This window comes from Sphingopyxis panaciterrae (assembly GCF_011762125.1).
Lineage (GTDB): Bacteria > Pseudomonadota > Alphaproteobacteria > Sphingomonadales > Sphingomonadaceae > Sphingopyxis > Sphingopyxis panaciterrae.
Genome location: NZ_JAASQN010000004.1, coordinates 209,621 through 230,713 on the forward strand (window position 1 = coordinate 209,621; position 21,093 = coordinate 230,713).

Sequence of the window (21,093 nt, forward strand, 5' to 3'; positions counted from 1 at the left end):
GCTCAGCCCTTCGCTTGTGCCAGCACCCCGGCGAGCGTGCGCTCGACCAAGGGGAGCTTATAGGCATTTTCATGGGTCGTTTTGGCGCCCGCGAGCAGCCCGCTGGCGACCGCTTTCGCGCCGCGCGGCAGTTCGGCCTCGGCCGCCTCGACACGCCACGGCTTGTAGCCGATGCCCCCCAATGCGACGCGGCCCGTGCCGTCGCGCTGGACGATCACACCGACCGAGATCAGCGCGAAGGCATAGGACGCACGGTCGCGGACCTTGTGATAGACATGCGTGCCGCCGACCGGCTTGGGCAGCGTCACCGCGGTAATCAATTCGCCGGGGGCCAACACCGTCTCGAGATGCGGCGTCGTTCCCGGCGCACGGTAGAAATCGGCAAGTGGGATCGCGCGCACTTTGCCCGCCGCATCGACCGTCTCGACCGCCGCATCGAACGCCCGCATCGCGACCGCCATGTCGCTCGGATGCGTCGCGATACACGCCTCGCTCGCGCCGACCACCGCGTGCAGGCGATTGAAGCCGCCGATCGCGGCGCAGCCGCTGCCGGGCTTGCGTTTGTTGCACGGCTGGTTGGTGTCGTAGAAATAGGGGCAACGCGTTCGCTGGAGCAAATTGCCCGCGGTCGTCGCCTTGTTGCGAAGCTGCCCCGATGCGCCCGCGACCAGCGCGCGCGACAAGAGGCCGTAATCGCGGCGCACGCGCGCATCGCTCGCGAGGTCGGTGTTGCGCACCATCGCCCCGATTCGGAGGCCGCCCTCTTTGGTCGCTTCTATCTTGTCCAGCGCGAGTCGGCTGACGTCGATCAGGTGTGCTGGCGTCTCGATCTCCAGCTTCATCAGGTCGAGCAGGTTGGTGCCCCCCGCGATGAAGCGCGCCCCGGGCGCGCGGGCGAAGGCGGCGGTCGCCGCAGCGGGCGTGTCGGCGCGCTCATAGGTGAAGCTTTTCATGCCTTCACCCCCGCAACATCGGTGATCGCGTCGATGATGTTCGAATAGGCGCCGCAGCGGCAGATATTGCCGCTCATCCGTTCGCGAATCTCGGCCGCGGTGACCTTTGGCGCGGCGGTCAGGTCGGCGGTGACGTGGCTCGGCACCCCCGCCTTGATCTCGCCCAGCACCGCGACGGCGGAACAGATCTGGCCCGGGGTGCAATAGCCGCATTGATAGCCGTCATGCTCGACGAACGCGTCCTGCATCGCGTGCATCTTGTCCGGCGTGCCCAGTCCCTCGATCGTCGTGATCCTGTCGCCGTCGTGCATCACGGCGAGCGTCAGGCAGCTGTTGATCCGCCGCCCGTCGACGATGACCGTACACGCGCCGCACTGGCCGTGATCGCATCCCTTCTTGGTGCCCGTCAGCTTCAAATGTTCGCGCAGCGCGTCGAGCAAAGACGTTCGCGTATCGAGCTCCAACTCGTGCGCGGTGCCGTTCACGTCAAAGGCGACCTTCGCGGTCGGCAGCGCAGCCGCGGCCTCGCGCGCCTCGGCGGCGGCGCCAATCGGCACCAGCGCCGCCGTCGCGACCGATGCCGCGCCGCCGGCGAGTACGCCCCGCCGCGACAATTCAAATTCCCCGGGTGTTTGCATCGCGTGTTTTCCGATTCTCTTTCTGTTTGCCGCCGGACCGGGAAGTCCGCGGGAAAGGTCAGGCAGTCGTTGCCGTGCGGCTCTTGTGAAGCCGCTTCGGCGAGAAGTTTCGGATTTGTCTGATACCGTTAACATATTGGCGCACCGTCGAACAGGCGCGCAAGGCTATAAAATACTGAGTCGCCATATCCATCACAGCGGACCAAAGCGGCGTCTGCCGGGATCGCGCGCGCAGCGAAACCGGTCCTTGATCCGCTCGTTGAAAAAGCCGCCGGCCGATGCGGCATGGCACAAGCCATCGAACAGCTCCTCGGGAACCTCAAAGTAAAAATAGGTCCCGCTGTCGCGAAAGCGGATGCACAGCATCGCCGCGTCCGCGTCGAACGCGGCGCCGTCGATCATCGAAGATCCATCGGTCCGGCACGCCCGCACCGCCATCAGGCGCCCGTTTGCGCGTGCGGCGCCGCGACGGGCTTCGACTCCGGCGATTCGCGCTGGCGCAGGAAAATCGACAGCACGACCAATACCGCGGTCGACAGAAATTCGCTCTGCCAGTTCTGGAAGGATTCGAACCAAAGCTGCGGATCGCCGAGATAGGCGATGACGCCCGGCGCGACCTCGCCATGCGCCACCGCTTCCTTTGCCGCCGCCCTGGCGCTCTGCGTCCAGTGCATCAGGAACGACAGGACGAAGAGCAGGGCAAGAATGATGCCGAGCGAGCGCGCATAGAGGGCACGGGCCAGCCGCCCCTTGCGAAGGATCGCCGGTGCGCCCGGCTTCATCGCCTGTGTTTCCAGATCTTCGTCGCGCGGCGGATCGTCGGGGTCCTTCGACTCCGACGATCCACGCTGAACCAGGATGGCGGTCAGCACGACATACGCCGACATTTGCAGAAACTCGCTCTCCCAATTTTCGAAGACCGAAGAGAGAAATTCGGGGCTCAGCGTATAAGCGGCCAGCGACAGCGCCGGTTCGCCATGCCGCCCCGCATCCTCGACCGACACGCGCCATCCCGTAAGCCATTGCCCAACAATACTCCCCGTAAACAATAAAAGAAGCACGATGGTGAGACCATTGTCCCGGATTCGTTGCACCCGATCCTCCTTCGTCACGCGATCGCCGGCCGGCGCCGGTTACATCGTGACGAGTTCGGCAGGCGGCAGCCCGGCCGTCTCGGCCTGACGCTTCAGCTCTCCCTTGCGCGCGAGCATCCGTTCGCCAAGCGCATCGAGATCGACGTCGGCGGCGCGTGCCTGCTGGAACATATTGTCGTGCTGCTTTTCTTCTTCCTTCACATGATGCCTGATCTCTTCGGACAGCACGGTGACCTTCGCCTCGAAATATTCGTCCTCGGGGCCGGAGGCGAGAATATCGTTGATCAGCATCTTCGCCCCGTCATGTTCGACATAAGCTTCTTTCAGCAGATCATCGTCGATCTTGCCCTTGAGCGCGGGATAAAAGACTTCCTCCTCGATCTGGGCGTGGATCTTGAGTTCGGTGCAAATTTTCTCGGCGAGCTTTGCCTTGCGGTCGCTGCCGCTCGCTTTCTCGAACTCTTCGAACAGCCCTTCGACCGTGCGGTGGTCGGCAGCAAGGATATGCGTGGCATCGGTGTCGGTGGGTTTCATGGCAGTCGCTTTCCTGTACCCCGCCCTGTTGAAATGAAGGGCTCGCCCAAAAGTTGCGCGCATCCACTCGGCTGCGGCGGCGTTGTTCCCGAATGTCGTTCAGGGTCGGAACCGCGGGGTGGAGCATCGCCTCGCAATATGCGGATCGCTTTCCGTGCGAGGGCATAGCGCTCGAGCGCTATGCCGCGCGATTTTCATGCGTCGAGGTCAACAGCTCCTTCTACCGCTCGCACCGCCCCGCCACCTGGTCGCGTTGGGGCGCCATCGTTCCGGACGATTTCCGTTTCGCGGTGAAGGTCCCGCGCGCGATCACCCACCATCGTGGATTGGCGAACTGCGACGAACTGATCGCACGGTTGCTCGCCGAAACGTCGGGCCTCGGTGCCAAGCTGGCGGTGCTGCTGGTCCAGTTGCCGCCGAAACTCGCCTATCGATCGGAGGTTGCGGACGCCTTTTTTCGCGAACTCTCCGCCGCCACCCCGGCGCACATCGTCTGCGAGCCGCGCCATCCGAGCTGGTTCGAGCCGGAGCCCGACAAGCTGCTGCAAGAGCTGGAAGTCGCACGCGTCGCCGCTGATCCGGCCCGCGTGCCCGCCGCCGCCACCCCGGGCGGCTGGCGCGGCCTTTCCTATTGGCGGCTCCATGGTTCGCCCGTCATCTATCGGTCACCCTATGGCGCCGCGCGGCTCGACAATTATGCCGGACAGATCGCAAGCGAAAGACGCGCAGCCGCCCCGGCATGGTGCATATTCGACAATACCGCAGCGATGGCGGCGTTGGACGATGCCTTCGGGATGGCCGCGCGCTTGGCGTCGATCGAAGGTGATCGCTGACATTTTCAGGGGCCAATCGAATTCACGCGCATTGCCTGCTACGACGGCAAGCTGAAGGGATCATCATGTTCGACTTCCTCGCCTTTCTGGGCATGCTTTTATTCTTCGTCCTGCTGATGGACGCACGCGGGCGCCTGAAGCGCGCCGAGAAGACGCTGGCGGAAGCGGCAAAACGGATCGGCGCGTTGCAGCGCCATGCAGGCCTGTCGATCGATCAGTTGGCCGGCGCCTCTCCGGGCGCCGAAACAGCCCCTGCCCCTCTTCCCGTTCGAGACATTCCTGCCGAACCGATGCCCCCAGCGCCTTCCGGCCCACCATCGAAATCCAACGAAAAGGATATCGCGGCGGCCACAAAGGAAGCCCCGAAAAAGGCGAAGGCACACACCGCCGCTACTCCGCCCGCCGCCGCCGCGAGCGAACCGCCGCGCAGCCTCGCATCGCGGTTCGAAAATCTGTTCGGAAAGACGCTGCCGATCTGGGCTGGCGGCCTGACCCTCGCGATCGCCGGGGTGCTCATCGTTCGCTACGCGATCGACGCCGGCTTCTTCGCGCGTATCTTCACACCCGGCGTCCAGATCGTCACCGGATTGCTGTTCGGGTTTGCGCTGATCGGCGGCGCCGAATATGCTTGGCGCAACGAGGCGAGGCTGCGCGACGTGCGGGTGCCGCAGGCGCTTTCGGGCGCGGGCATCGCAACACTCTATGCCGCGATCATGGTCGCGGCGAACGTCTATCTGCTGATCGGGCCGCTGCTTGCCTTTTTCGCGCTCGCGCTCGTCACCGCCGCGGCGCTCGGCCTGTCGCTGCGCTTTGGTCCGCCCAGCGCGCTGCTCGGCCTTGCCGGCGGGCTCGCGGCGCCGGCGATGGTCGGCGCGATCGAGCCCAATGTGCCGCTGCTCGCTGTCTATCTCGCGCTGACGATCGCCGGCCTCGCCGGGGTAGCAAAAGCGCGACGCTGGCCGTGGCTCGCACTCGCCGCACTTGTCGGCGGTGCCGGCTGGGGCCTGTGGATGGTGCTGGCCAGTTCGGCGGTCGACGCACTCGCCTCGTTCTCGACCGGCGGCTTCGTCCTGCTGCTGGCGATCGCGGTGCCGATGATCGGCTATGACGGTCCACGCGCCGCATTGCTGCGTTCGGCGTCGGCGATCGTCGGGGCGCTCCAACTGGCGCTGCTCGTCGGCTATGGCGGCTTCGCGCCGCTCCATTGGGGATTGTTCGCGTTGATCGCGGCGGCGGGCCAGTGGCTCGCTTGGCGCGAGCGCGACTACGCCATCGTGCCGACGATCAGCCTGCTGCTGTCGCTGGCGCTGCTCTTCGCCTGGCCCGACCCGGCGCCTATCTGGTTCAGCGTCATCGGCGCCGCGCTTCTCGCGATCCACGCACTCCCGCTTCTCGCCCGGCTCTGGACGCCGCCCAAGGTGCTGCGCCGCACATGGGAGCTTTGCGCGATCGCGATTGCCCCGCTGCCGCTCACCAAATGGCATTTCTGGAGCGTCGGTGACGGCACCCTCGCACTCATCGCGCTCGGCGGCGCACTGCTCGCCAGCACGGGCATCGCGCGCGGCTGGAAGGTCGAAGGCCGCGTCGCCGACAGCCGCTTCGCCTGGCTCACCGCGACCGGCAGCGCGCTGCTGGCTATCGCGATCCTGCTACTCCTGCCGCCGTGGATGGCGCCGCTTGGCGTCGCGATCGTCGCGGCTGCCCTGCTCTTCTTCGGCGAGGCCGCGCACGATCGGCGCATCGAACGGATCGCCGCGGGCTTCGTCGGCGCCGCCGCCGCCGCGCTCGCCGCGACGCCGCGCGCGCTCGCCGAACTGCCGCGACTGGTCGAGGGGGCCGATGGCGCCGACGGCAGGGCCCTCCTGCGCTGGGCCGGCCTCGCCGTCGCGGCGCTGCTGCTGGCGCTGCGGGCCGAGGGAGCGATCGTGCGGCGCATCGGCCAGATCGCGGCCGCGCTGCTCGCTTATGGTGCCTTCGCGCAGCTTGTCCCATCGGGCACCCTGATGCTGGTTCCGGCACTCGGCGGTGCCGCGATGCTTTTCGCCGTACGACGCATTCGCGCCGATCGGATCGACAGTGCGGCAGCGAGTTTTGCGGTGCTCAGCCTCGCCTGGGCCGCGCTGCCGATCGCGGCATGGGCGACGAAGGCGCTGCTATCGCTCGTCGCGCTGCCGATGCAGCTCGACGTCCCTTCGCTGACGGCCGAGCCGCTGCTGCTCCGCCTCCTCCTACCCGCCTTGCTGTTCGGCGTCCCGCTGTGGCTGATCCGCGACGCCTTGCCCCGCTGGCTCTGGATCGCGGGCCTCGCGCTTGCCGGAAGCGTCGGCGGCATCGCGCTTCACGGGCTCTACCGCCTCGGCTTCGCCGCGATGGCGGGCGACGATTTCGTCGCGACCGGCATCGTTCAGCGACTGGTATGGGGGGCGTTGCTGATCGGCGGCGGATGGCTCGCGCTGCGGCGCGGCATGACCGGCCTCGCCCGCCCGCTCGTCCTCGCGGGAACCGCACACGCGCTCCTTTACGGCCTTGTCCTGCACAATCCGCTATGGGCGGCGCAGGCGGTCGGGGCATGGCCGCTCGCCAACCTGATCGTACCGCTTTTCCTGCTGCCATGGTTCGGGGTGACGCGCATCCCGGCGCTCTTCGCCAAGCCGCCAGCGGTACTCGGCCGGATCATCCAGATCGCCGTCATGCTGCTCGTCGCGGGTTTCGGCTGGGCGGCGCTGCGCCAGCTTTTCCACGGATCGCTGCTGGCTACCGGCGGCGTGACCGACGCGGAGAATATCCTGCGCTCGATCCTGCTCCTCGCACTCGCGCTCGGCTTCCTGCTATGGGGTATCCGCTCGAAACATCACGACTGGCGCATCGCGTCGCTGGTGCTGATGATCGGTGCCGCGGGGAAGGTCTTCCTGTTCGATGCATCGGGGCTGGAAGGGCTGGCGCGGATCGGTTCGTTCGTCGCGCTCGGTTTCAGCCTGATCGGGATCGGCTGGCTCTACAGCCGCCAGCTCGCGCCGGATCCCACGCGCGAGACGCCAGCGGCATAGGACGTTGGGCATGGCCGGCTGCCCGGCCGGCCATGCCCACCGCTGCGCGTCAGGCCGCGAGCTTGCGGATGGTGTCGCGCCCATCCTCAAATGACAGCCCGAGCGCCTCGGCAACCGCTTGATTGGTCACCTTCCCGCCCGAAACATTCAGCCCGGCAAGCAGGTGGGGATCTTCGTCAAGCGCCGCGAGCCCCTTGTCGGCAAGCGCGAGACCGAAGGGCAAGGTCGCGTTGTTAAGCGCCTGGCTCGACGTCAGCGGCACCGCGCCCGGCATGTTGGCGACGCAATAATGGATCACGCCGTCAACCTCGAAGGTCGGGTTTTCGTGCGTGGTGGCCCGCGACGTTTCGAAGCAGCCGCCCTGGTCGATCGCGACGTCGACCAGCACCGAACGAGGCTTCATGCGGCCCAGCATCGCGCGCGACACCAGCTTCGGTGCGCTCGCGCCCGGCACCAGCACGGCGCCGACGGTGACATCGGCATCGACCAATTCTTCCTCGATGCTGTCGATCGTCGACATGCGCGTGCGCACGCGCCCGCCGAACAGTTCGTCGAGCTGGCGCAGGCGCGGAACCGACCGGTCGACGATCGTCACTTCGGCGCCAAGGCCGACCGCCATGCGCGCCGCATGCGTGCCGACGACACCGCCGCCGATCACCAGCACGCGCGCCGGCGCCACGCCCGGAACGCCGCCGAGCAGCAGGCCGCGGCCGCCGGCATGGCGACGCAGCGCCGAACCCGCCGCTTCGATCGCCAAGCGGCCGGCGACTTCGCTCATCGGCGCCAGCAGGGGCAGCGCGCCCGAGCGGTCGGTGACCGTTTCATAAGCGATCGCGTGACAGCCCGAGGCGAGCAGGCCCTTCGTCTGCTCGGGATCGGGCGCGAGATGGAGGTAGGTGAAGAGGATCTGGTCCGCGCGCAGCTGGACCCATTCGGACGGCTGCGGTTCCTTGACCTTCACCACCATCTCGGCGCGCTTGAACACTTCGGCGGCATCGCTCGCGATCGTCGCACCCGCGGCGCGATAGACATCGTCCTCGGCGCCGATGCCAAGGCCGGCGCCGGTTTCGACGAGCACTTCATGACCGCGCGCGACATATTCGCGGACCGAACCGGGGGTCAGGCCGACGCGATATTCATGGGTCTTGATCTCTTTGGGAACGCCTAGCAGCATAATGCCTCCGGTCTTTGGGGGTTGTGCCGGGCGCGTGCCCGGCGGCTGGGGCAACTACCCTCTCCACCCCCGCCCCGCGCAAACGAGTAATGCTGCTTCCGAGGGCGAGGCTTTTTCATCCTGCGGCGAGCAAACTCCGCCGCCGCCCGTACAGCGCGTAGATCGCGATGCCGACGACGTTCCAGATCAGGCACCAGAACAGGGTCTGCGCGGGCAGGCTGAAGAGAAGATAGAGGCAACCTCCGACCGTGCCGAGGCTGACCAGGACGACGGCAGGCGCCCGGAACGGGCGCGGCAGTTCGGGCGAGCGACGGCGCAGGATGATCAGGCAAAAGCCGACGGCGACGAAGGCGATCAGCGTGCCCGCATTGGCGAGCGCCGCAATTTCGCCGATCGGCAGCAGACCGGCAAGAGTCGCGACCACCACCGCGGTCATCACCGTAATCCGCGTCGGGGTGCCGCGCCGCGAAATCCGCGCCAACCCCATCGGCAAGAAGCCATCGCGCGCCATCGCGAGGAAGATACGGCTCTGGCCATAAAGAAACGCCAGTAGCACCGTCGGCAGCGCGATCACCGCCGCCGTCGCGACGACATGCGCAACGCCGGGCTGGCCGAGCGACCGCAAAATCAGCGCCAGCGGTTCGGGGCTGTCAGCAAAGCGGGTAAAGGAAACCGCGCCGATCGCGGTCGCGGCGACGAGCAGGTAGATGAGCGTGCAGACGACCATCGATCCGATGATGCCAATCGCCAGGTCGCGTTCGGGGCGTTTCGTTTCCTCGGCCGCGGTCGAAATCGCATCGAAGCCATAAAAGGCGAAGAAGATGATCGCCGCAGCCGCCATCACCCCGCGCTGCACGCCATCCTCGCCGACGCTCGCCGCGAAGCCATAGGGCATGAAGGGATGGAGATTGGCCGTGTCGAAATGCGGCAGCGCATAAGCGACGAACAGCGACAGCGTTGCGATCTTCACGAGCACGAGCACCGCATTCACCCGCGCGCTTTCACTTGTCCCCAGCAGCAGCAGCCCGGTGACGACCGCGATGATAAACACTGCGGGCAGGTTGATGATGCCGCCCAGTTCCGGCCCCTGGGTGAGCGCTGCCGGGAAGCCGATCCCGGTGAGCAGCGGCGAGGCATAGCCCGACCAGCCGACCGCGACCGCCGATACCACCAGTGAATATTCGAGGATCAGGCTCCACCCCACCACCCAGGCGATCGCTTCGCCGAGCACCGCATAGGAATAGCTGTAGGCACTGCCCGCCGCGGGCATGATCGTCGCGAGTTCGGCATAAGCGAGCGCCGCGCAGGCGCAGACCGCGCCCGCGATGACGAAGGACAGGAGCACCGCGGGGCCCGCCCGATCGGCTCCGACGCCGATCAGGGTGAGGATACCGGTACCGACGATCGCGCCGACGCCGAGCGCCATCAGGTGCGGCCACGATAGGGTCGGCGGCAGCGCGTCGGGATGGCGCTCTCCCGCCGGGGCGATCGGCTTGCGGCGCGTCCAACTGTTCAATGCAATTCTCCGGTAAAAATATGGTCGTCCCGGCGTGGGCCGGGATGACGATCAGCGAACCATCGTCGCCGACTGATCGAGCGAGACGACCGGCAACCACACGCGGCTGGGCGTCTTGCCGCCGCGCTCGATGGTCACTGTCGCAGGCTGGTAGTCCGCCTGCTTCGCCTGAAAGATATTGGGGACATAAGTCTGCGGGTTGCGGTCGTAATAGGGGAAGAGGCTCGACTGGACCTGCACCATGATCCGGTGGCCGGGCTTGAACACATGGTTCACCGTCGGCAGGCGGAACTTATATTGCTGCACTTTGCCCGCCGGGATCGCCGAGGGATGTTCGAAGCTCTCGCGATAGCGGCCGCGGAAGATTTCAAGAGCGATCGCCAGCTGGTACCCGCCCATTTTCGGATCGCTTGAATTGGTCGCCGGATACACATCGATCACCTTCACGACAAAATCACCATCGGTGCCGGTGGTGCGCGCGAAGATATCGGCGATCGGCGCGCCCGAAACGCGCACCGCATCGGTCAACACGTCGGTCTGGTAGGTCATCACATCGGGGCGCCCGTCGAAGGCGCGCTGGTCGCTGATCAGCCAGCTCTGCCAGCTGCCGTCGTCGAAATTCACCGGGCGCGGGTAATGCGGAACCGGTTTGGCAGGGTCGGCGACATAGCTGTCGCCGCCCGCAGCGCCAGCCTGAAAGCCGAGCTGCCCAGCGGCGCCGAGGTAGATCGGCGTCAGCGGCGCCGGGCATCCCGTCTCGCACGCCAGCGGCCAGTTCGTGAGCTTCTCCCAGCGATCCTCACCTGTGTTGTACGCGGTCACCGCCGGGATGTTCGCGGGCGGGCCATCCTTCAGATGCTGGTCGAAGAAGGGCAGGATCATTTCGCGCCAATATTGGGTGATCGTGTTGCTGCTCCACTGGAGCGGGCCGAGGTTGCGGCCGACGTCGTTGCGGTTCACCTGGCTGTGCGACCACGGCCCGAGCAAAAGATGATTATTGCCCATCTTGCCCTTGGCCTTCAGCGCCTCCCACGAGCGGATCGCGCCATAGATATCGTCCTGATCCCACAAGGGCTGCACCCACAGGGTCGGGACGTCGGACGGGTTCGCGGCGAGCAGCTTGTCGAGCGCCAGCCCCTGCCACACCGCGTCATAGGCCGGATGCTCCTGCAACCGTCGCCAGAAGGGCAGCCGGTCGTATCCGCGCGCCTTGCCCCAGTCGCCCGCCGATCCGGCGCGGCGAAAATTGTCATAATCGTCATAGCCGCCGCGCGAGGCGGCCTTGGCGATCGACTGGTCACCGGTCTGCTGCGCAATATAATCGGCCATCACCTGCCGGAACGCGCCGTTGTGAAACCAGTCGTCGCCCTTCCATGCGTCGACGAGCGGGCTTTCGGGCACCGCGACCTTCAGCGCCGGGTGCGGCTTGATCAACGCCTGAACGACCGTCGTCCCTTCGTAGGACGATCCGATGATGCCGACGCGGCCATTGCTTTCGGGCAGATTCGCCTTGTTCACCAGCCAGTCGATCGTGTCATAGGCGTCGGTGCCGTTGTCGACGCCGGTATCGTTGAGCGGCCCGACCATCGGCCGCGTGACGACATAGTCGCCCTCCGATTTATACTTGCCGCGAATGTCCTGCCAGACGCGGATATAGCCCGCCTTCGCAAACTCCCGGTCCTCGAAGGGCACCGCGTCGACCATCTGCGGGCTCGTCGTGCGCAGCACCCGCGCCGTCGCATTATAGGGTGTGCGGTTGAGGACGATCGGGGCATCCTTTGCGCCCTTGGGGACGAGAATGACGGTGTAAAGCTTCACCCCGTCGCGCATCGGGACCATCATTTCGCGGCGCTCATAATCGGCGTCGGCGGGGATCGGCGTATAGTCGCGCAGCACGTCACCACCCGGCCTGACGATCGGCTCGATGCCCTGCGCCTGCAGCATCACGGGAAGGGGCAGGATGGCGGCAAGGGCCACCACAGCCAGCAGCGATTTCATCATGGCTTACATCCCCCGGCACGCCCAGTTTTTCCGAGGGTGGTCCGGCGGCGACATTGGCGCAATCCGATTATTCCTGCGCCTTTGGGTCAGAATTGCTGCTTCTGCGATTATCCCGCGACGCCAGGTGTCGCCTGCTCGACGATCCAGTCCATAAAGGTTTCGGCAATCTCGGACAAAGGCGACGACGCCTTGGTCAGCAGATAGAATTGGTTGCCAGCCGGCACGCGGTCGGCGGAAAGCGGTTGCAGCCGCCCTTCCGCGATCAGGTCGGACACCACCGACGTGTGGCCGATCATGAACCCGCGACCGCTTAGTGTCGCCTCGACCACCATCGAATAGAGCGAGAAGGTCTGGGTGATCAGATTGGCCGGGCGGGGATGGCCCGTGCTATGGAGCCAATGCTCGAAATCATTCGCCCAATAGGTGTCGAGCATCAGCGGCATCCCGACCGGCAGGCCATGTTCGTCGCGCTCGGCCGTTTCGATCAGCGACGGAGCAGCGACGGGTACCAGCTCGTCGAAAAACAGCGCGCGATAGTCGCAGCCCGGAAACGGCGGCTGGCCATAGCGGATCGCGACGTCGAAATTCGAGGTGCGCAGGTCGACGACCACGGGATCGGCCCAGATTTCGATCGTCGTATTGGCATGCGCCTTATGGAAATCCTCGATCCGCGGTCCAAGCCACAGCTGCGCCAGCGCGGGCAATATCGTAAGCCTCACCGCCTTGGTCCCGCCCGAAGACGTGATGTCGCGCGTCGCCGCCAGCAACTGCTCGAGCGGCGGCAGCACGCGCTGCGCATAACGCTTCCCTGCCTCGGTTAGCCGGACCCCCTGCGGATAGCGCTGGAAAAGCTCGACCCCCAGATAGGCTTCGAGCGCCTTGATCCGCTGGCTGACCGCTCCCGGCGTCACGCTAAGCTCGACCGCCGCCAAGGCAAAGCTTTCGGTTGCGGCGGTCGATGCGAACACCCGCAACCAGTCCAGATTGGGCAGCTCCCTCGGCATCAGAATATATCTTCCTGAGCAGCAAAATTAGTCGATTGCACATGGGTGCCGTTCGCGCGCCTTATGTCCTCGAACATATTGAGAATCATAAGGCCGCACTCGGCATGAGCAAGCCAGGGGAACGATACAGCAATAGTTCCTCTGAGGGTAGCGATCTTGCCGATGCCGGCCCTTTCCAGCCACGGAGCCCAGTAATGCAGGACTTGCGAACCCTTTATCCCGCAATCGAACCCTATGAATCGGGAATGCTCGACGTCGGCGACGGCCACCAGCTCTATTATGAGCGCTGCGGAACTCCCGGCGCCAAGCCGGCAGTCTTCCTGCACGGCGGGCCCGGCGCCGGTTGCTCGCCCGCGCATCGCCAACTCTTCGATCCCGCGCTTTACGATGTGCTGCTGTTCGACCAGCGCGGCTGCGGCCGGTCGATCCCGCATGCCGAACTGCACGCCAATACGACATGGCATCTTGTCGCCGATATCGAGCGGCTGCGTGAAATGACGGGGGTCGATCGCTGGCTCGTCTTCGGCGGCAGCTGGGGGTCGACGCTGTCGCTATCCTATGCCGAAACGCATCCCGAACATGTGAGCGAGCTCATCCTGCGCGGCATCTTCCTCGGCGCCGACCGCGATGTCGACTGGTATTACAAGTTCGGCGTGTCACAGATCTATCCCGACAAATGGGAAGGCTTTCTGGCCCCCGTGCCGCCGGCCGAGCGATGGGATCTCGTCGCTGCTTATAATCGCATCCTGACCGGCAGCGATCGCGCTGCCCAGCTCGAAGCGGCCAAGGCATGGAGCGTGTGGGAAGCCGGGACGATTACATTGCTCCCCGATGAAGAGTTGAGCGCGAACTTCGGCGAGGATCATTATGCCATCGCCTTTGCCCGGATCGAAAATCATTATTTCTTCAACGACTGCTGGCTCGAACCCGAACAGTTGCTGCGCGACGCTGGCCGCCTTGCCGCTATTCCGGGGGTGATCGTTCACGGCCGCTACGACATCCCCTGCCCGCTGCGGCGCGCGTGGGAGCTGCATCAGGCCTGGCCCGGTTCGGACCTGCGCATCGTCGAAGGTGCCGGGCACGTCTTCAACGAGCCGGGCATCCTCCACGAACTAATCGAAGCGACCGACCGCTTCGCCCGCGCTCGGTAAGATGTGATCCCATTTACTTAAATCGTCATCCCGGCAACGCCGGGATGACGTAAGCGAGGAATTCTACTTGGCGCCGGGCAGCCGGCCATATTTTGCCAGGATGGTCCGCAGTTCCTCGTGCGGCAGCGCATAGACGGTGACGCCGTCGCGTCCCGTCATCGTCTTCGCCGCGACCAGTGCGTTGACGATCGATTCCTCGGTCGCATCGACCGCCGCCTCGAACACCTTGGTGATCTCCGAATTCGAGATCGCCGAGACCGCCTGTACTCCCGCCGCGCTTTCGTCGAGCGCCCCCGCGTTGGCGGTCGAGAAAGCCATGAAGATATCGCCCGACAGATTGTGGCTGATGTCGCCCATCCGCCCGATCGTCTGCGTCGGACGCTTGGCGATGCGCTTGAGCTGGTGCGGCAGCAGCGGAATGTCGGTCGCGATCACGACGATGATCGAGCCTTCGGGCTCATAGGGCTTTTTGCTGATCGGGGTACAGCGCCGCTCGGGCTTGTAGACCGCCTTGCCCGGCAGGTCGCTGCACGGCAGATAGCTGGCGGCAAGTTCCTGTCCGACCGGCGCGCCGGCAATGCGCAGCAAGGGCCGCGCCCCGTAATTGCACTGGACCAGCACGCCGACCGTATATTGTTTGCCCCCGATATCGACCTTGCGCGAGGCGGTGCCGATGCCGCCCTTGAACCCGGCGCAGACCATGCCCGTGCCCCCGCCGACATTGCCTTCGGGAACCGGCCCGCCGCTAGCGGTCGCGATCGCCTGCAACGCATGTTCGGTCTTCACATGCTGACCGTTCACATCGTTGAGGAAGCCATCCCAGGTTTCGGCAACGACCGGGGTGTAGAACAGGCAGCACGCCTTGCTGTCGGCCAGATATTTGACCACGGCATCGCGGACGACGCCGACGCTGTGCGTGTTGGTGATCATCACCGGCCCGTCGAACGACCCGCGCTCTTCCATCCAGATCGTCCCGGTCATCTCGCCCGCTGCATTGGCCGTCGCCCAGGCACCGAACACCGGCACGGTCGAATTCTTGCCGCGCGGCAGGATCGCAGTGACCCCCGTACGCACCGGACCGACGCCGACCTCGAGCGGCCCGTCGCCCTTGATGATCGTGCTGTGCCCGACCTCGACGCCAGGCACGTCGGTGATGGCATTGAGCGGACCGGGATCGCCGTGGAAGGGAACGCCGAGATCGCGGGCGCGCGGCTCCTCTGCCGCCACGCCCGGCGCGAGCGATCCGATCGCCAGCACCGAGGCCAGTCCCCATCCGAGACGTCGTCCATTCATGACCAATCCCCTTTTATCGCCAAGATTTCAGCCCGCGTCATGCGCGGCCTTCCGTGTTTCATAAGCCGTGATCGCCCGGTCGCGCTGCAGCCACAGGACCAGCGCAATGACGAAGGTCGTGAGCGGGATCATGAAACCGAACTCGTCGATCGCATAGGCGGTGACATCGCCCTTCGGCGCGGTGAGCGGCGTGTAGATCGTCTGGATGAACAGGTTGTGGCTGCCGTGCATGATCGCGGCCGGCCAGACGCTGCCCGACTTCAACCGGAACCACGCCATGATGAAGCTGAGGTTCATCACCATGATGAAGAAACAGGTCAGCGCGAACCATTGCGGCGCCCCGCTGTTATAATTGGCGAACAGGATCAGCGGGACATGCCACAATGTCCAGATGACGCCCGTCACCGCCGCGCCGCCGGTGAAACCAAACTTGTCGTGCAGCCGCGGCGCCAGGAAACCGCGCCAGCCGATCTCCTCGCCCAGCCCGCGCGCGGTCCCGGCGATGATCCCGGTAATGCCGACGAACAGGAAATAGGCGGGAACGAAGCGCTCCGGATCGGTGAAGGTCCAGCCGAGTCGATCGGCGAGCGCCGCGATGCTCTCAGGCTCCGCGAAGCCGCCCATGCCCGTGCCCCAGACGACCATATAGGCCACCGCGGCATAGAAGATCGGCAGCAAATAGCTCCACCACGACGACCGCGTATCGCGCCACGCGAAGCCGAGCGAAGCCCAGTCGAGCTTCTTGAGCCACACGGTAACGATCGCGGCCAGCGCCGGCCCCCACATCAGCGCGGTGACATAACCGGCATTCCCCCCGCCAACCTCGCCGGTATAGCCGATCAGGAAATAGGGCAGCGCACAGAAAACTACCGTCAGCACAAGATAGGTCAGGATCGCCGATCCCTGGCGCGCGTCATTCATGATTGCTCCCCTTTTTCCGGCCCGCCTCTTCGGCGGCAGGCTCATTGACGGATCGTCACCGGCTCGCTGATCGCCTGCGCCGCAATCTCTTCCTTCGAGAAGGGATAGGGGTGCAGCGCCAGCTTCGAAAATTCGCGCGTCTGATCGGCATAATGCGGCGACGCGGGGTCGGTCGATTGCGAATAGGTCAGGATCGCCTTGGCGACCGGCCCCTTGTCGTCGAAGCCGACCGACTGCACATAGCTCGCGCCATGGACGACGCCGAAGCCGCCCTTGACCGGCAAGGCGGCGGTATAGTTGAGCGTGCCCACCGGCGATCCCGAAATCGGTATCCGCTCTTCGCCGCGTTCGGCGAACTGCACCTCGCCGAGCGGCGCGTCGAGCGCGATGCCCATCTTGGTCAGCGTATCGGCCGCAAATTTAAGGTCGGCAAGCAGCGCGTCGCCCGCGGCCCCGTCGACCGCGATCGTGCGCGGTGTGCCGATCACGTCGCTGCGATCGAATGTGTCAGTCCACAGGTCGGCCCGCAATCCCGTCTTGCCCCAGAAGATCGCAAACAGCATCGCACCGCGGCTGCCCAGATCAGCCGTGCCGTCCCATTTGGCAAGCGCCGCACACGCCGGCTTCGGCGCATCGGAACGTTCGCAAAGCTTCCGCATCGAAGGCATCGCAAGGGCGCCGGCAAAATTCTTGTTGCCAAGCATCGTCTGGATGCCAAGGTCGATATCGAACTTGCCCGATTGCAGGACGCGCCGGATTTCCTGCAGCCCCGACCGCGTGCGCATGCTGGGCAGCAGATGGAAATCGGGGCCCATCATCGGCCCGAGTTCGGCAATCGGTGCTTCGATATTCGCCCAGCGATAGCTGTCGTTGCTGTTCTGGACGTAATCGCGCCGATAGACCGCTGCCATTTGCGCCGCGGGGAGCAGCCCCGTCACCGGCGCGCCCGGCGTCTTTTCCCATTCGCAGGCCGAGCGGCTGCCGTCGAGGAAATAGAGCCGCTGCAGAAAGCCGGGCGTCGGCGGCGACATCGAACCGCAGGCGGCGAAGCGTTCAGCCGATATATTGACCGCCGGGCTGATGTCGGCATAGAGCGCATTGCCATCCCGGTCCGCCGCCAGCGTATTAAGAAACGGCGCGTGCAGATATTTGGCCAGTGCATCGTGGACGCCGCGCACATTCCGCGCCCGCGCCATGGCGAGATAGCCTTCACCGCTGCGCACATTGCCCTTGTTGGCATCGGCGATGGCATAGGCATTCTGGCGCGTCCATGCATAGGCGGTGCCCGGCATCGACAGGATCGGGCCGTAGCGCGAAAGATACAGTGTCCGCACGACGGGCGCCCCGTCCTTCATTGCGACGCTGATCTCGCGGCGCTCCATCGGCACGCGCTTGCCGTCGACGATATAGGCGGTCGGGTCGGCCGGATCGAGCGTCAGCTTGAACAGACTCATATGCGCCGCCGTGTCGACGGTATGCGTCCAGGCGACGTCCTTGTTGAAACCGATCCCGACATAGGGCTGATTGGTGATCGCGGCGCCGGCGACGTCGAACTTGCCGGGGATGGTGAGGTGGATCTGGTAAAAGCGGTTGGGACCGTACCAGGGAAAATGCGGATTGCCGACGACCATGCCCTTGCCGTCGGTCGTGGCATCGCCGCCGAACGCCCAGCCGTTGCTGCCCAGCTTCATCGACGCGCGCACCTCGTCGGCGAACTGCGGCGCCGACGTGACCGGCTGCGCACTGGCATGTTCGGCCTCGGCAACGGGCGGCGCGGCCTCGGCGATTTTCGCCGCCGCCATCGCCGATCCCGCCAGCATGGTGAAGCCATTCAACGACCGCAACACATCGTCGCGGGTGATTTCGTGCACCCACGGCTGGCCGGCACATCCGGCCGGCAGCTTGTCCCGATTGTCGCGGAGGAAGCGGTTATAGCCCGCGACCCAGCCGGCGATCAGCGCCCTTGAATCGGCCGATGTCTTGGCGAAACCGGCGCGCAGCGCCTTGATGTCCTGCATCGTCGCATAATAGAGGTCGCTGTCGATATTCTTCGCGGGGACGAGCCCGATCACCGTCGCGCCGTCGGGACCGAAATAGCGCGAACGCTGGCCCGACGCGCTGACATACCCGTCCGCCATCAAACAGATATTGTCCTGCGCCTGCGCATAGGCGGCGCCGAACCCCAGTCCGCCGAAATCCTTTGCCTCGACGTGCGGAATGCCGAAGGTGGTGCGGGTAATCGTCGCTTCATAACGCGATGCCGCCTGCGCCGCCGGGGCGAGCAACGCCGGTACCGCGAACAGCGCCGCCATCGATCCCCACGCCCGCCAAGGCCGTCCGTTCCTGTCCGGGCGGAGCGAAGGGGGGGCAAGGACGGCGGCGATATTCATGTCTTTTCTTCTTTCTCAGCCACGGGACGACCGGCGCGTCGGCCATTCCATGATCCTGACATAGCCGAACGGCCCGGCCATCGTGCGCTGCACAATGACCGGACCGGTCTTTGACGCCGTCCGGGAAGCAAGGGATCCGGACGACCTCGATTGATCGAGCCCTAGAAGCTATAGCTTAATGTCGCGCCCCAAGTCCGCGGGCGATAGGTCTGCCGCAGCAAGCGCTCACCCCCGCCCAACGCGAGCCGGCCCAGTTCGTCCTGCGAATTAAGCAGGTTGTCCACGAACACGGAGGCATTGACACCACCACTACGAACACCAAGTCGCGCACTGACAAAGTTGCGGGCTTCGATAAGGGCATAATTTGGGTCGTAACCAGCGTTGCCCTTTGGTGTCGTATAGCCGCTGCGGTAATCATACTGCACGTGGCCATAGCCGATCGCGTCGCCCGTTCCCAACGCAGTCTCATAGTCCGCCGCCAGCGAAATAATCCAAGGCGGCGCGAAACGGTCGCCCTTGGTGACGATCGGAAGCGGATTGGTCGGGACCGTGAGCGTCTCTCGCACCTTCGCGTTCGTGTAGCTGAAGTTGGCATCGAGCGAGAGACCGGTGATCGGCGTCACCGTGATTTTCCCCTCGACGCCCCGCGCGCGTGACTTGCCCAGATTGTCTAGGAAGGGATTTCCACAGCTTAACACGCTGCGAGTCCGCTGCACGTCAGTCCAGTCGATCTGGAACACATCGCCGGCGAAAGTCAGCCAGCCACCGGCGCGCCCCTTGGCCCCGACCTCATAACTCCAGGTGCTGTCGGACCGATACTGGCGAGGCGGATATCCATCGGGATAGCCGAGGCTTCGCAACTGGGCCTGACAAGCATCGTCGAGGGTGCCGGGGGCCGGGATCGAGTTGGTGCCGCCTGGGCGGAAGCCCTTGCCCGTCGAAGCGTAAAACATCAAATTCTCGTTCGGCTCGTACTCGATACCGAACTTCGGCGTGATCGGGCTCTCGGACGTGCGGCCGGTATTCACATCATCGGTCGGCAATTTATAACCGCTGACCTGCCTGAAGTCGAACGTCACGTACGAATAGCGAAGGCCGGCGTTCACCGACAACTTGTCAGTCAACTGGTACTCCACATTGCCGAACACGGCGAATTGCTTGTCGCGCGCTTGGTCGAGCAGATAACCAACGGTGCCATTCACCACGGGCACCAGTCCCAAAGCATCCCACAAGAACGGCCCGTCGGTGGCAGGTGCGGTGTCGAACTCCTCGGCCGTCTGACGCGAGTTCTGATAAAACACGCCCGCGACATAGCTGAGCGGGCCCGTGTCCGGATTGGACTGGATCCGCAATTCCTGGGTGAAGGCGCGCTGGCGCATCTGGAGATTGATGACCGCCCGTTCGTCGATGCCGGGAAAGTCGAGATCGGCGGGAATCGGACCGGGGAAACCAAACACCGGACCGAGGGCACCAAATATGTCGATATAAAATGCGGTGGCATCGTCCTTGTTGACGACCCGGCGATCGGTAATGGAGGTATTGCTGATCAACGTCGCCGGACCGAGGTCCTGTTCGACCTTGAGCGAATAGATCGTCGCGCGGTCGCGGCCATAGGAATCAAGACCCTCGCCGCTGGTGAATTTGGGATATGCTGGCCGGTCATACGGATTGCTCTCGCGCCATTCCCAGAACTGGTCGCTGTTGTCGCGATTGGCCTTTTGATGGAAGACGCCCGCCGTAATCGTCGTATCATCGGTCGGCTTGAACGCCAACTGCGCTTGCCCGACAAAGGTATCACGTTCGTTATGATTCTTCCGCGCCGTGCCGCGATTGGCGACAATCGGCACGCGGTCGATATAGCCGCCGTCGCGGCGGTAATAGGCGCTCACGCGAAAGGCGAGCTTGTCCTTGATGATCGGGCCGCCAACAGCCGCACCGCCTTCATAGCTAAGGCCGCCGCCTTCGGTAGTCGCCAGTTCGGCGCGCGAATAACCGGTAAATTCGCTAAAGCCCGGCTTTGCCGAAATGAAGCGCACCGCGCCGCCCATCGCGCCAGCGCCGTACAAGGTACCCTGCGGGCCGCGCAACACTTCGACACGCTCGAGGTCAAACATCGCCGGATAGAAGTTGGTCGTCAGGCTGACCGAGCGGACCTGCACCGGAGTGTCATCGATATACACACCGTTCATGGTCGCGCCGACCGACGACGACAGGCCGCGGATCACCAGATATTTGATGCCGAATGTGCCCTGGTTGATCGAGATGCCCGGCGTCATGCGGGCGAGATCCTCCATATTCCGCACGCCCTTCAGATCGAGCGACTCCTGCGAATAAGCCGTGATACTGATTGGCGCTTGGAGAATCGATTCATCCCGCCGGGTCGCCGTGACCACGATATCGCTGTCGGACCGCGCTCGCTCGTCGGCAGCTACGCGCTCTTCGCGTTCGTTCGGCATCGTCTGCGCCAACGCCGCAAACGGACAGCTCAGCGCCAGAGCCGAGATGCCGCCAACCCAATATTTCTTTCCATGATTCATACTATCC

The 21,093-nt window shown here is 64.8% G+C and carries 16 protein-coding genes; 3 read left to right on the forward strand and 13 right to left on the reverse strand.

Annotation, left to right across the window (positions count from 1 at the left end; all coding sequences use genetic code 11):
* Positions 1-2: 2 nt before the first annotated feature.
* From FHR22_RS15255 to FHR22_RS15275, 5 genes are all read right to left on the reverse strand, one after another.
* The gene (locus FHR22_RS15255; protein WP_166944367.1) at positions 3-953 is read right to left on the reverse strand and encodes an FAD binding domain-containing protein; all 951 of its coding nucleotides are present in this window, start codon (positions 951-953) and stop codon (positions 3-5) included.
* Positions 950-1,591, reverse strand: coding sequence for an aldehyde dehydrogenase iron-sulfur subunit PaoA (paoA, locus tag FHR22_RS15260; RefSeq protein WP_166944369.1), 642 nt, complete (start codon positions 1,589-1,591; stop codon positions 950-952). Before paoA ends, FHR22_RS15255 begins: the two co-directional genes overlap by 4 nt.
* A gap of 192 nt (positions 1,592-1,783) precedes the next feature.
* Positions 1,784-1,993, reverse strand: a complete 210-nt coding sequence (locus FHR22_RS15265) for a KTSC domain-containing protein (protein ID WP_166944371.1) — start codon at positions 1,991-1,993, stop codon at positions 1,784-1,786.
* 35 nt (positions 1,994-2,028) lie between these two features.
* A complete protein-coding gene (locus tag FHR22_RS15270; protein WP_341786635.1) occupies positions 2,029-2,703 on the reverse strand; it encodes a DUF6766 family protein in 675 nt (224 codons plus the stop codon).
* 21 nt (positions 2,704-2,724) lie between these two features.
* Positions 2,725-3,219 carry a hemerythrin domain-containing protein gene (locus tag FHR22_RS15275; RefSeq protein ID WP_166944375.1) on the reverse strand — a complete coding sequence of 165 codons (495 nt, stop codon included), beginning with the start codon at positions 3,217-3,219 and terminating at the stop codon, positions 2,725-2,727.
* 92 nt (positions 3,220-3,311) lie between these two features.
* On the opposite strand from FHR22_RS15275, the gene FHR22_RS15280 reads away from it, so the two are divergent.
* Together FHR22_RS15280 and FHR22_RS15285 are read left to right on the forward strand one after the other, a co-directional pair.
* Entirely contained in the window at positions 3,312-4,052 is a 741-nt protein-coding gene (locus tag FHR22_RS15280) for a DUF72 domain-containing protein (protein ID WP_166944377.1), read from the forward strand.
* A gap of 65 nt (positions 4,053-4,117) precedes the next feature.
* Positions 4,118-7,099 (forward strand): DUF2339 domain-containing protein, encoded by a 2,982-nt coding sequence (locus tag FHR22_RS15285; protein WP_166944379.1) that lies wholly within the window; start codon positions 4,118-4,120, stop codon positions 7,097-7,099.
* A 49-nt stretch (positions 7,100-7,148) separates the two neighbouring features.
* Here the strand turns inward: FHR22_RS15285 and ald are convergent, their stop codons facing one another.
* The 4 genes from ald to FHR22_RS15305 form a co-directional block, all read right to left on the reverse strand.
* The gene (gene ald, locus FHR22_RS15290) at positions 7,149-8,273 is read right to left on the reverse strand and encodes an alanine dehydrogenase (protein ID WP_166944381.1); all 1,125 of its coding nucleotides are present in this window, start codon (positions 8,271-8,273) and stop codon (positions 7,149-7,151) included.
* 115 nt (positions 8,274-8,388) lie between these two features.
* Entirely contained in the window at positions 8,389-9,789 is a 1,401-nt protein-coding gene (locus FHR22_RS15295) for an amino acid permease (protein ID WP_166944383.1), read from the reverse strand.
* A 51-nt stretch (positions 9,790-9,840) separates the two neighbouring features.
* Positions 9,841-11,787: a CocE/NonD family hydrolase gene (locus FHR22_RS15300; RefSeq protein WP_425057459.1), complete on the reverse strand. Its 1,947-nt coding sequence runs from the start codon at positions 11,785-11,787 to the stop codon at positions 9,841-9,843.
* Between the two features lie 110 nt (positions 11,788-11,897).
* The gene (locus tag FHR22_RS15305; RefSeq protein WP_166944387.1) at positions 11,898-12,794 is read right to left on the reverse strand and encodes a LysR substrate-binding domain-containing protein; all 897 of its coding nucleotides are present in this window, start codon (positions 12,792-12,794) and stop codon (positions 11,898-11,900) included.
* A 194-nt stretch (positions 12,795-12,988) separates the two neighbouring features.
* Between FHR22_RS15305 and pip the strand changes: the two genes are divergently transcribed.
* Complete coding sequence (gene pip, locus FHR22_RS15310) at positions 12,989-13,945, forward strand: prolyl aminopeptidase (RefSeq protein ID WP_166944389.1); 957 nt, start codon at positions 12,989-12,991, stop codon at positions 13,943-13,945.
* A gap of 63 nt (positions 13,946-14,008) precedes the next feature.
* On the opposite strand, the gene FHR22_RS15315 is transcribed toward pip, so the two are convergent.
* The 4 genes from FHR22_RS15315 to FHR22_RS15330 form a co-directional block, all read right to left on the reverse strand.
* Entirely contained in the window at positions 14,009-15,238 is a 1,230-nt protein-coding gene (locus tag FHR22_RS15315) for a DmpA family aminopeptidase (RefSeq protein ID WP_166944391.1), read from the reverse strand.
* Between the two features lie 27 nt (positions 15,239-15,265).
* The gene (locus FHR22_RS15320) at positions 15,266-16,159 is read right to left on the reverse strand and encodes a CPBP family intramembrane glutamic endopeptidase (RefSeq protein ID WP_166944393.1); all 894 of its coding nucleotides are present in this window, start codon (positions 16,157-16,159) and stop codon (positions 15,266-15,268) included.
* 41 nt (positions 16,160-16,200) lie between these two features.
* A complete protein-coding gene (locus tag FHR22_RS15325; protein ID WP_166944395.1) occupies positions 16,201-18,471 on the reverse strand; it encodes a penicillin acylase family protein in 2,271 nt (756 codons plus the stop codon).
* A 239-nt stretch (positions 18,472-18,710) separates the two neighbouring features.
* Positions 18,711-21,086, reverse strand: a complete 2,376-nt coding sequence (locus FHR22_RS15330; protein WP_166944397.1) for a TonB-dependent receptor — start codon at positions 21,084-21,086, stop codon at positions 18,711-18,713.
* Between the last annotated feature and the right edge of the window lie 7 nt (positions 21,087-21,093).

Excerpts from the sequence above, each read along its gene's own strand:
- FHR22_RS15280 (WP_166944377.1), top strand. The coding sequence starts at position 3,312 with ATGTCGTTCAGGGTCGGAACCGCGGGGTGGAGCATCGCCTCGCAATAT.
- pip (WP_166944389.1), top strand. The coding sequence starts at position 12,989 with ATGCAGGACTTGCGAACCCTTTATCCCGCAATCGAACCCTATGAATCG.
- FHR22_RS15320 (WP_166944393.1), bottom strand. The coding sequence starts at position 16,159 with ATGAATGACGCGCGCCAGGGATCGGCGATCCTGACCTATCTTGTGCTG.
- FHR22_RS15305 (WP_166944387.1), bottom strand. The coding sequence starts at position 12,794 with ATGCCGAGGGAGCTGCCCAATCTGGACTGGTTGCGGGTGTTCGCATCG.
- FHR22_RS15330 (WP_166944397.1), bottom strand. The coding sequence starts at position 21,086 with ATGAATCATGGAAAGAAATATTGGGTTGGCGGCATCTCGGCTCTGGCG.
- FHR22_RS15265 (WP_166944371.1), bottom strand. The coding sequence starts at position 1,993 with ATGATCGACGGCGCCGCGTTCGACGCGGACGCGGCGATGCTGTGCATC.
- FHR22_RS15315 (WP_166944391.1), bottom strand. The coding sequence starts at position 15,238 with ATGAATGGACGACGTCTCGGATGGGGACTGGCCTCGGTGCTGGCGATC.
- FHR22_RS15300 (WP_425057459.1), bottom strand. The coding sequence starts at position 11,787 with ATGAAATCGCTGCTGGCTGTGGTGGCCCTTGCCGCCATCCTGCCCCTT.
- ald (WP_166944381.1), bottom strand. The coding sequence starts at position 8,273 with ATGCTGCTAGGCGTTCCCAAAGAGATCAAGACCCATGAATATCGCGTC.
- paoA (WP_166944369.1), bottom strand. The coding sequence starts at position 1,591 with ATGCAAACACCCGGGGAATTTGAATTGTCGCGGCGGGGCGTACTCGCC.
- FHR22_RS15285 (WP_166944379.1), top strand. The coding sequence starts at position 4,118 with ATGTTCGACTTCCTCGCCTTTCTGGGCATGCTTTTATTCTTCGTCCTG.
- FHR22_RS15325 (WP_166944395.1), bottom strand. The coding sequence starts at position 18,471 with ATGGCGGCGCTGTTCGCGGTACCGGCGTTGCTCGCCCCGGCGGCGCAG.
- FHR22_RS15275 (WP_166944375.1), bottom strand. The coding sequence starts at position 3,219 with ATGAAACCCACCGACACCGATGCCACGCATATCCTTGCTGCCGACCAC.
- FHR22_RS15255 (WP_166944367.1), bottom strand. The coding sequence starts at position 953 with ATGAAAAGCTTCACCTATGAGCGCGCCGACACGCCCGCTGCGGCGACC.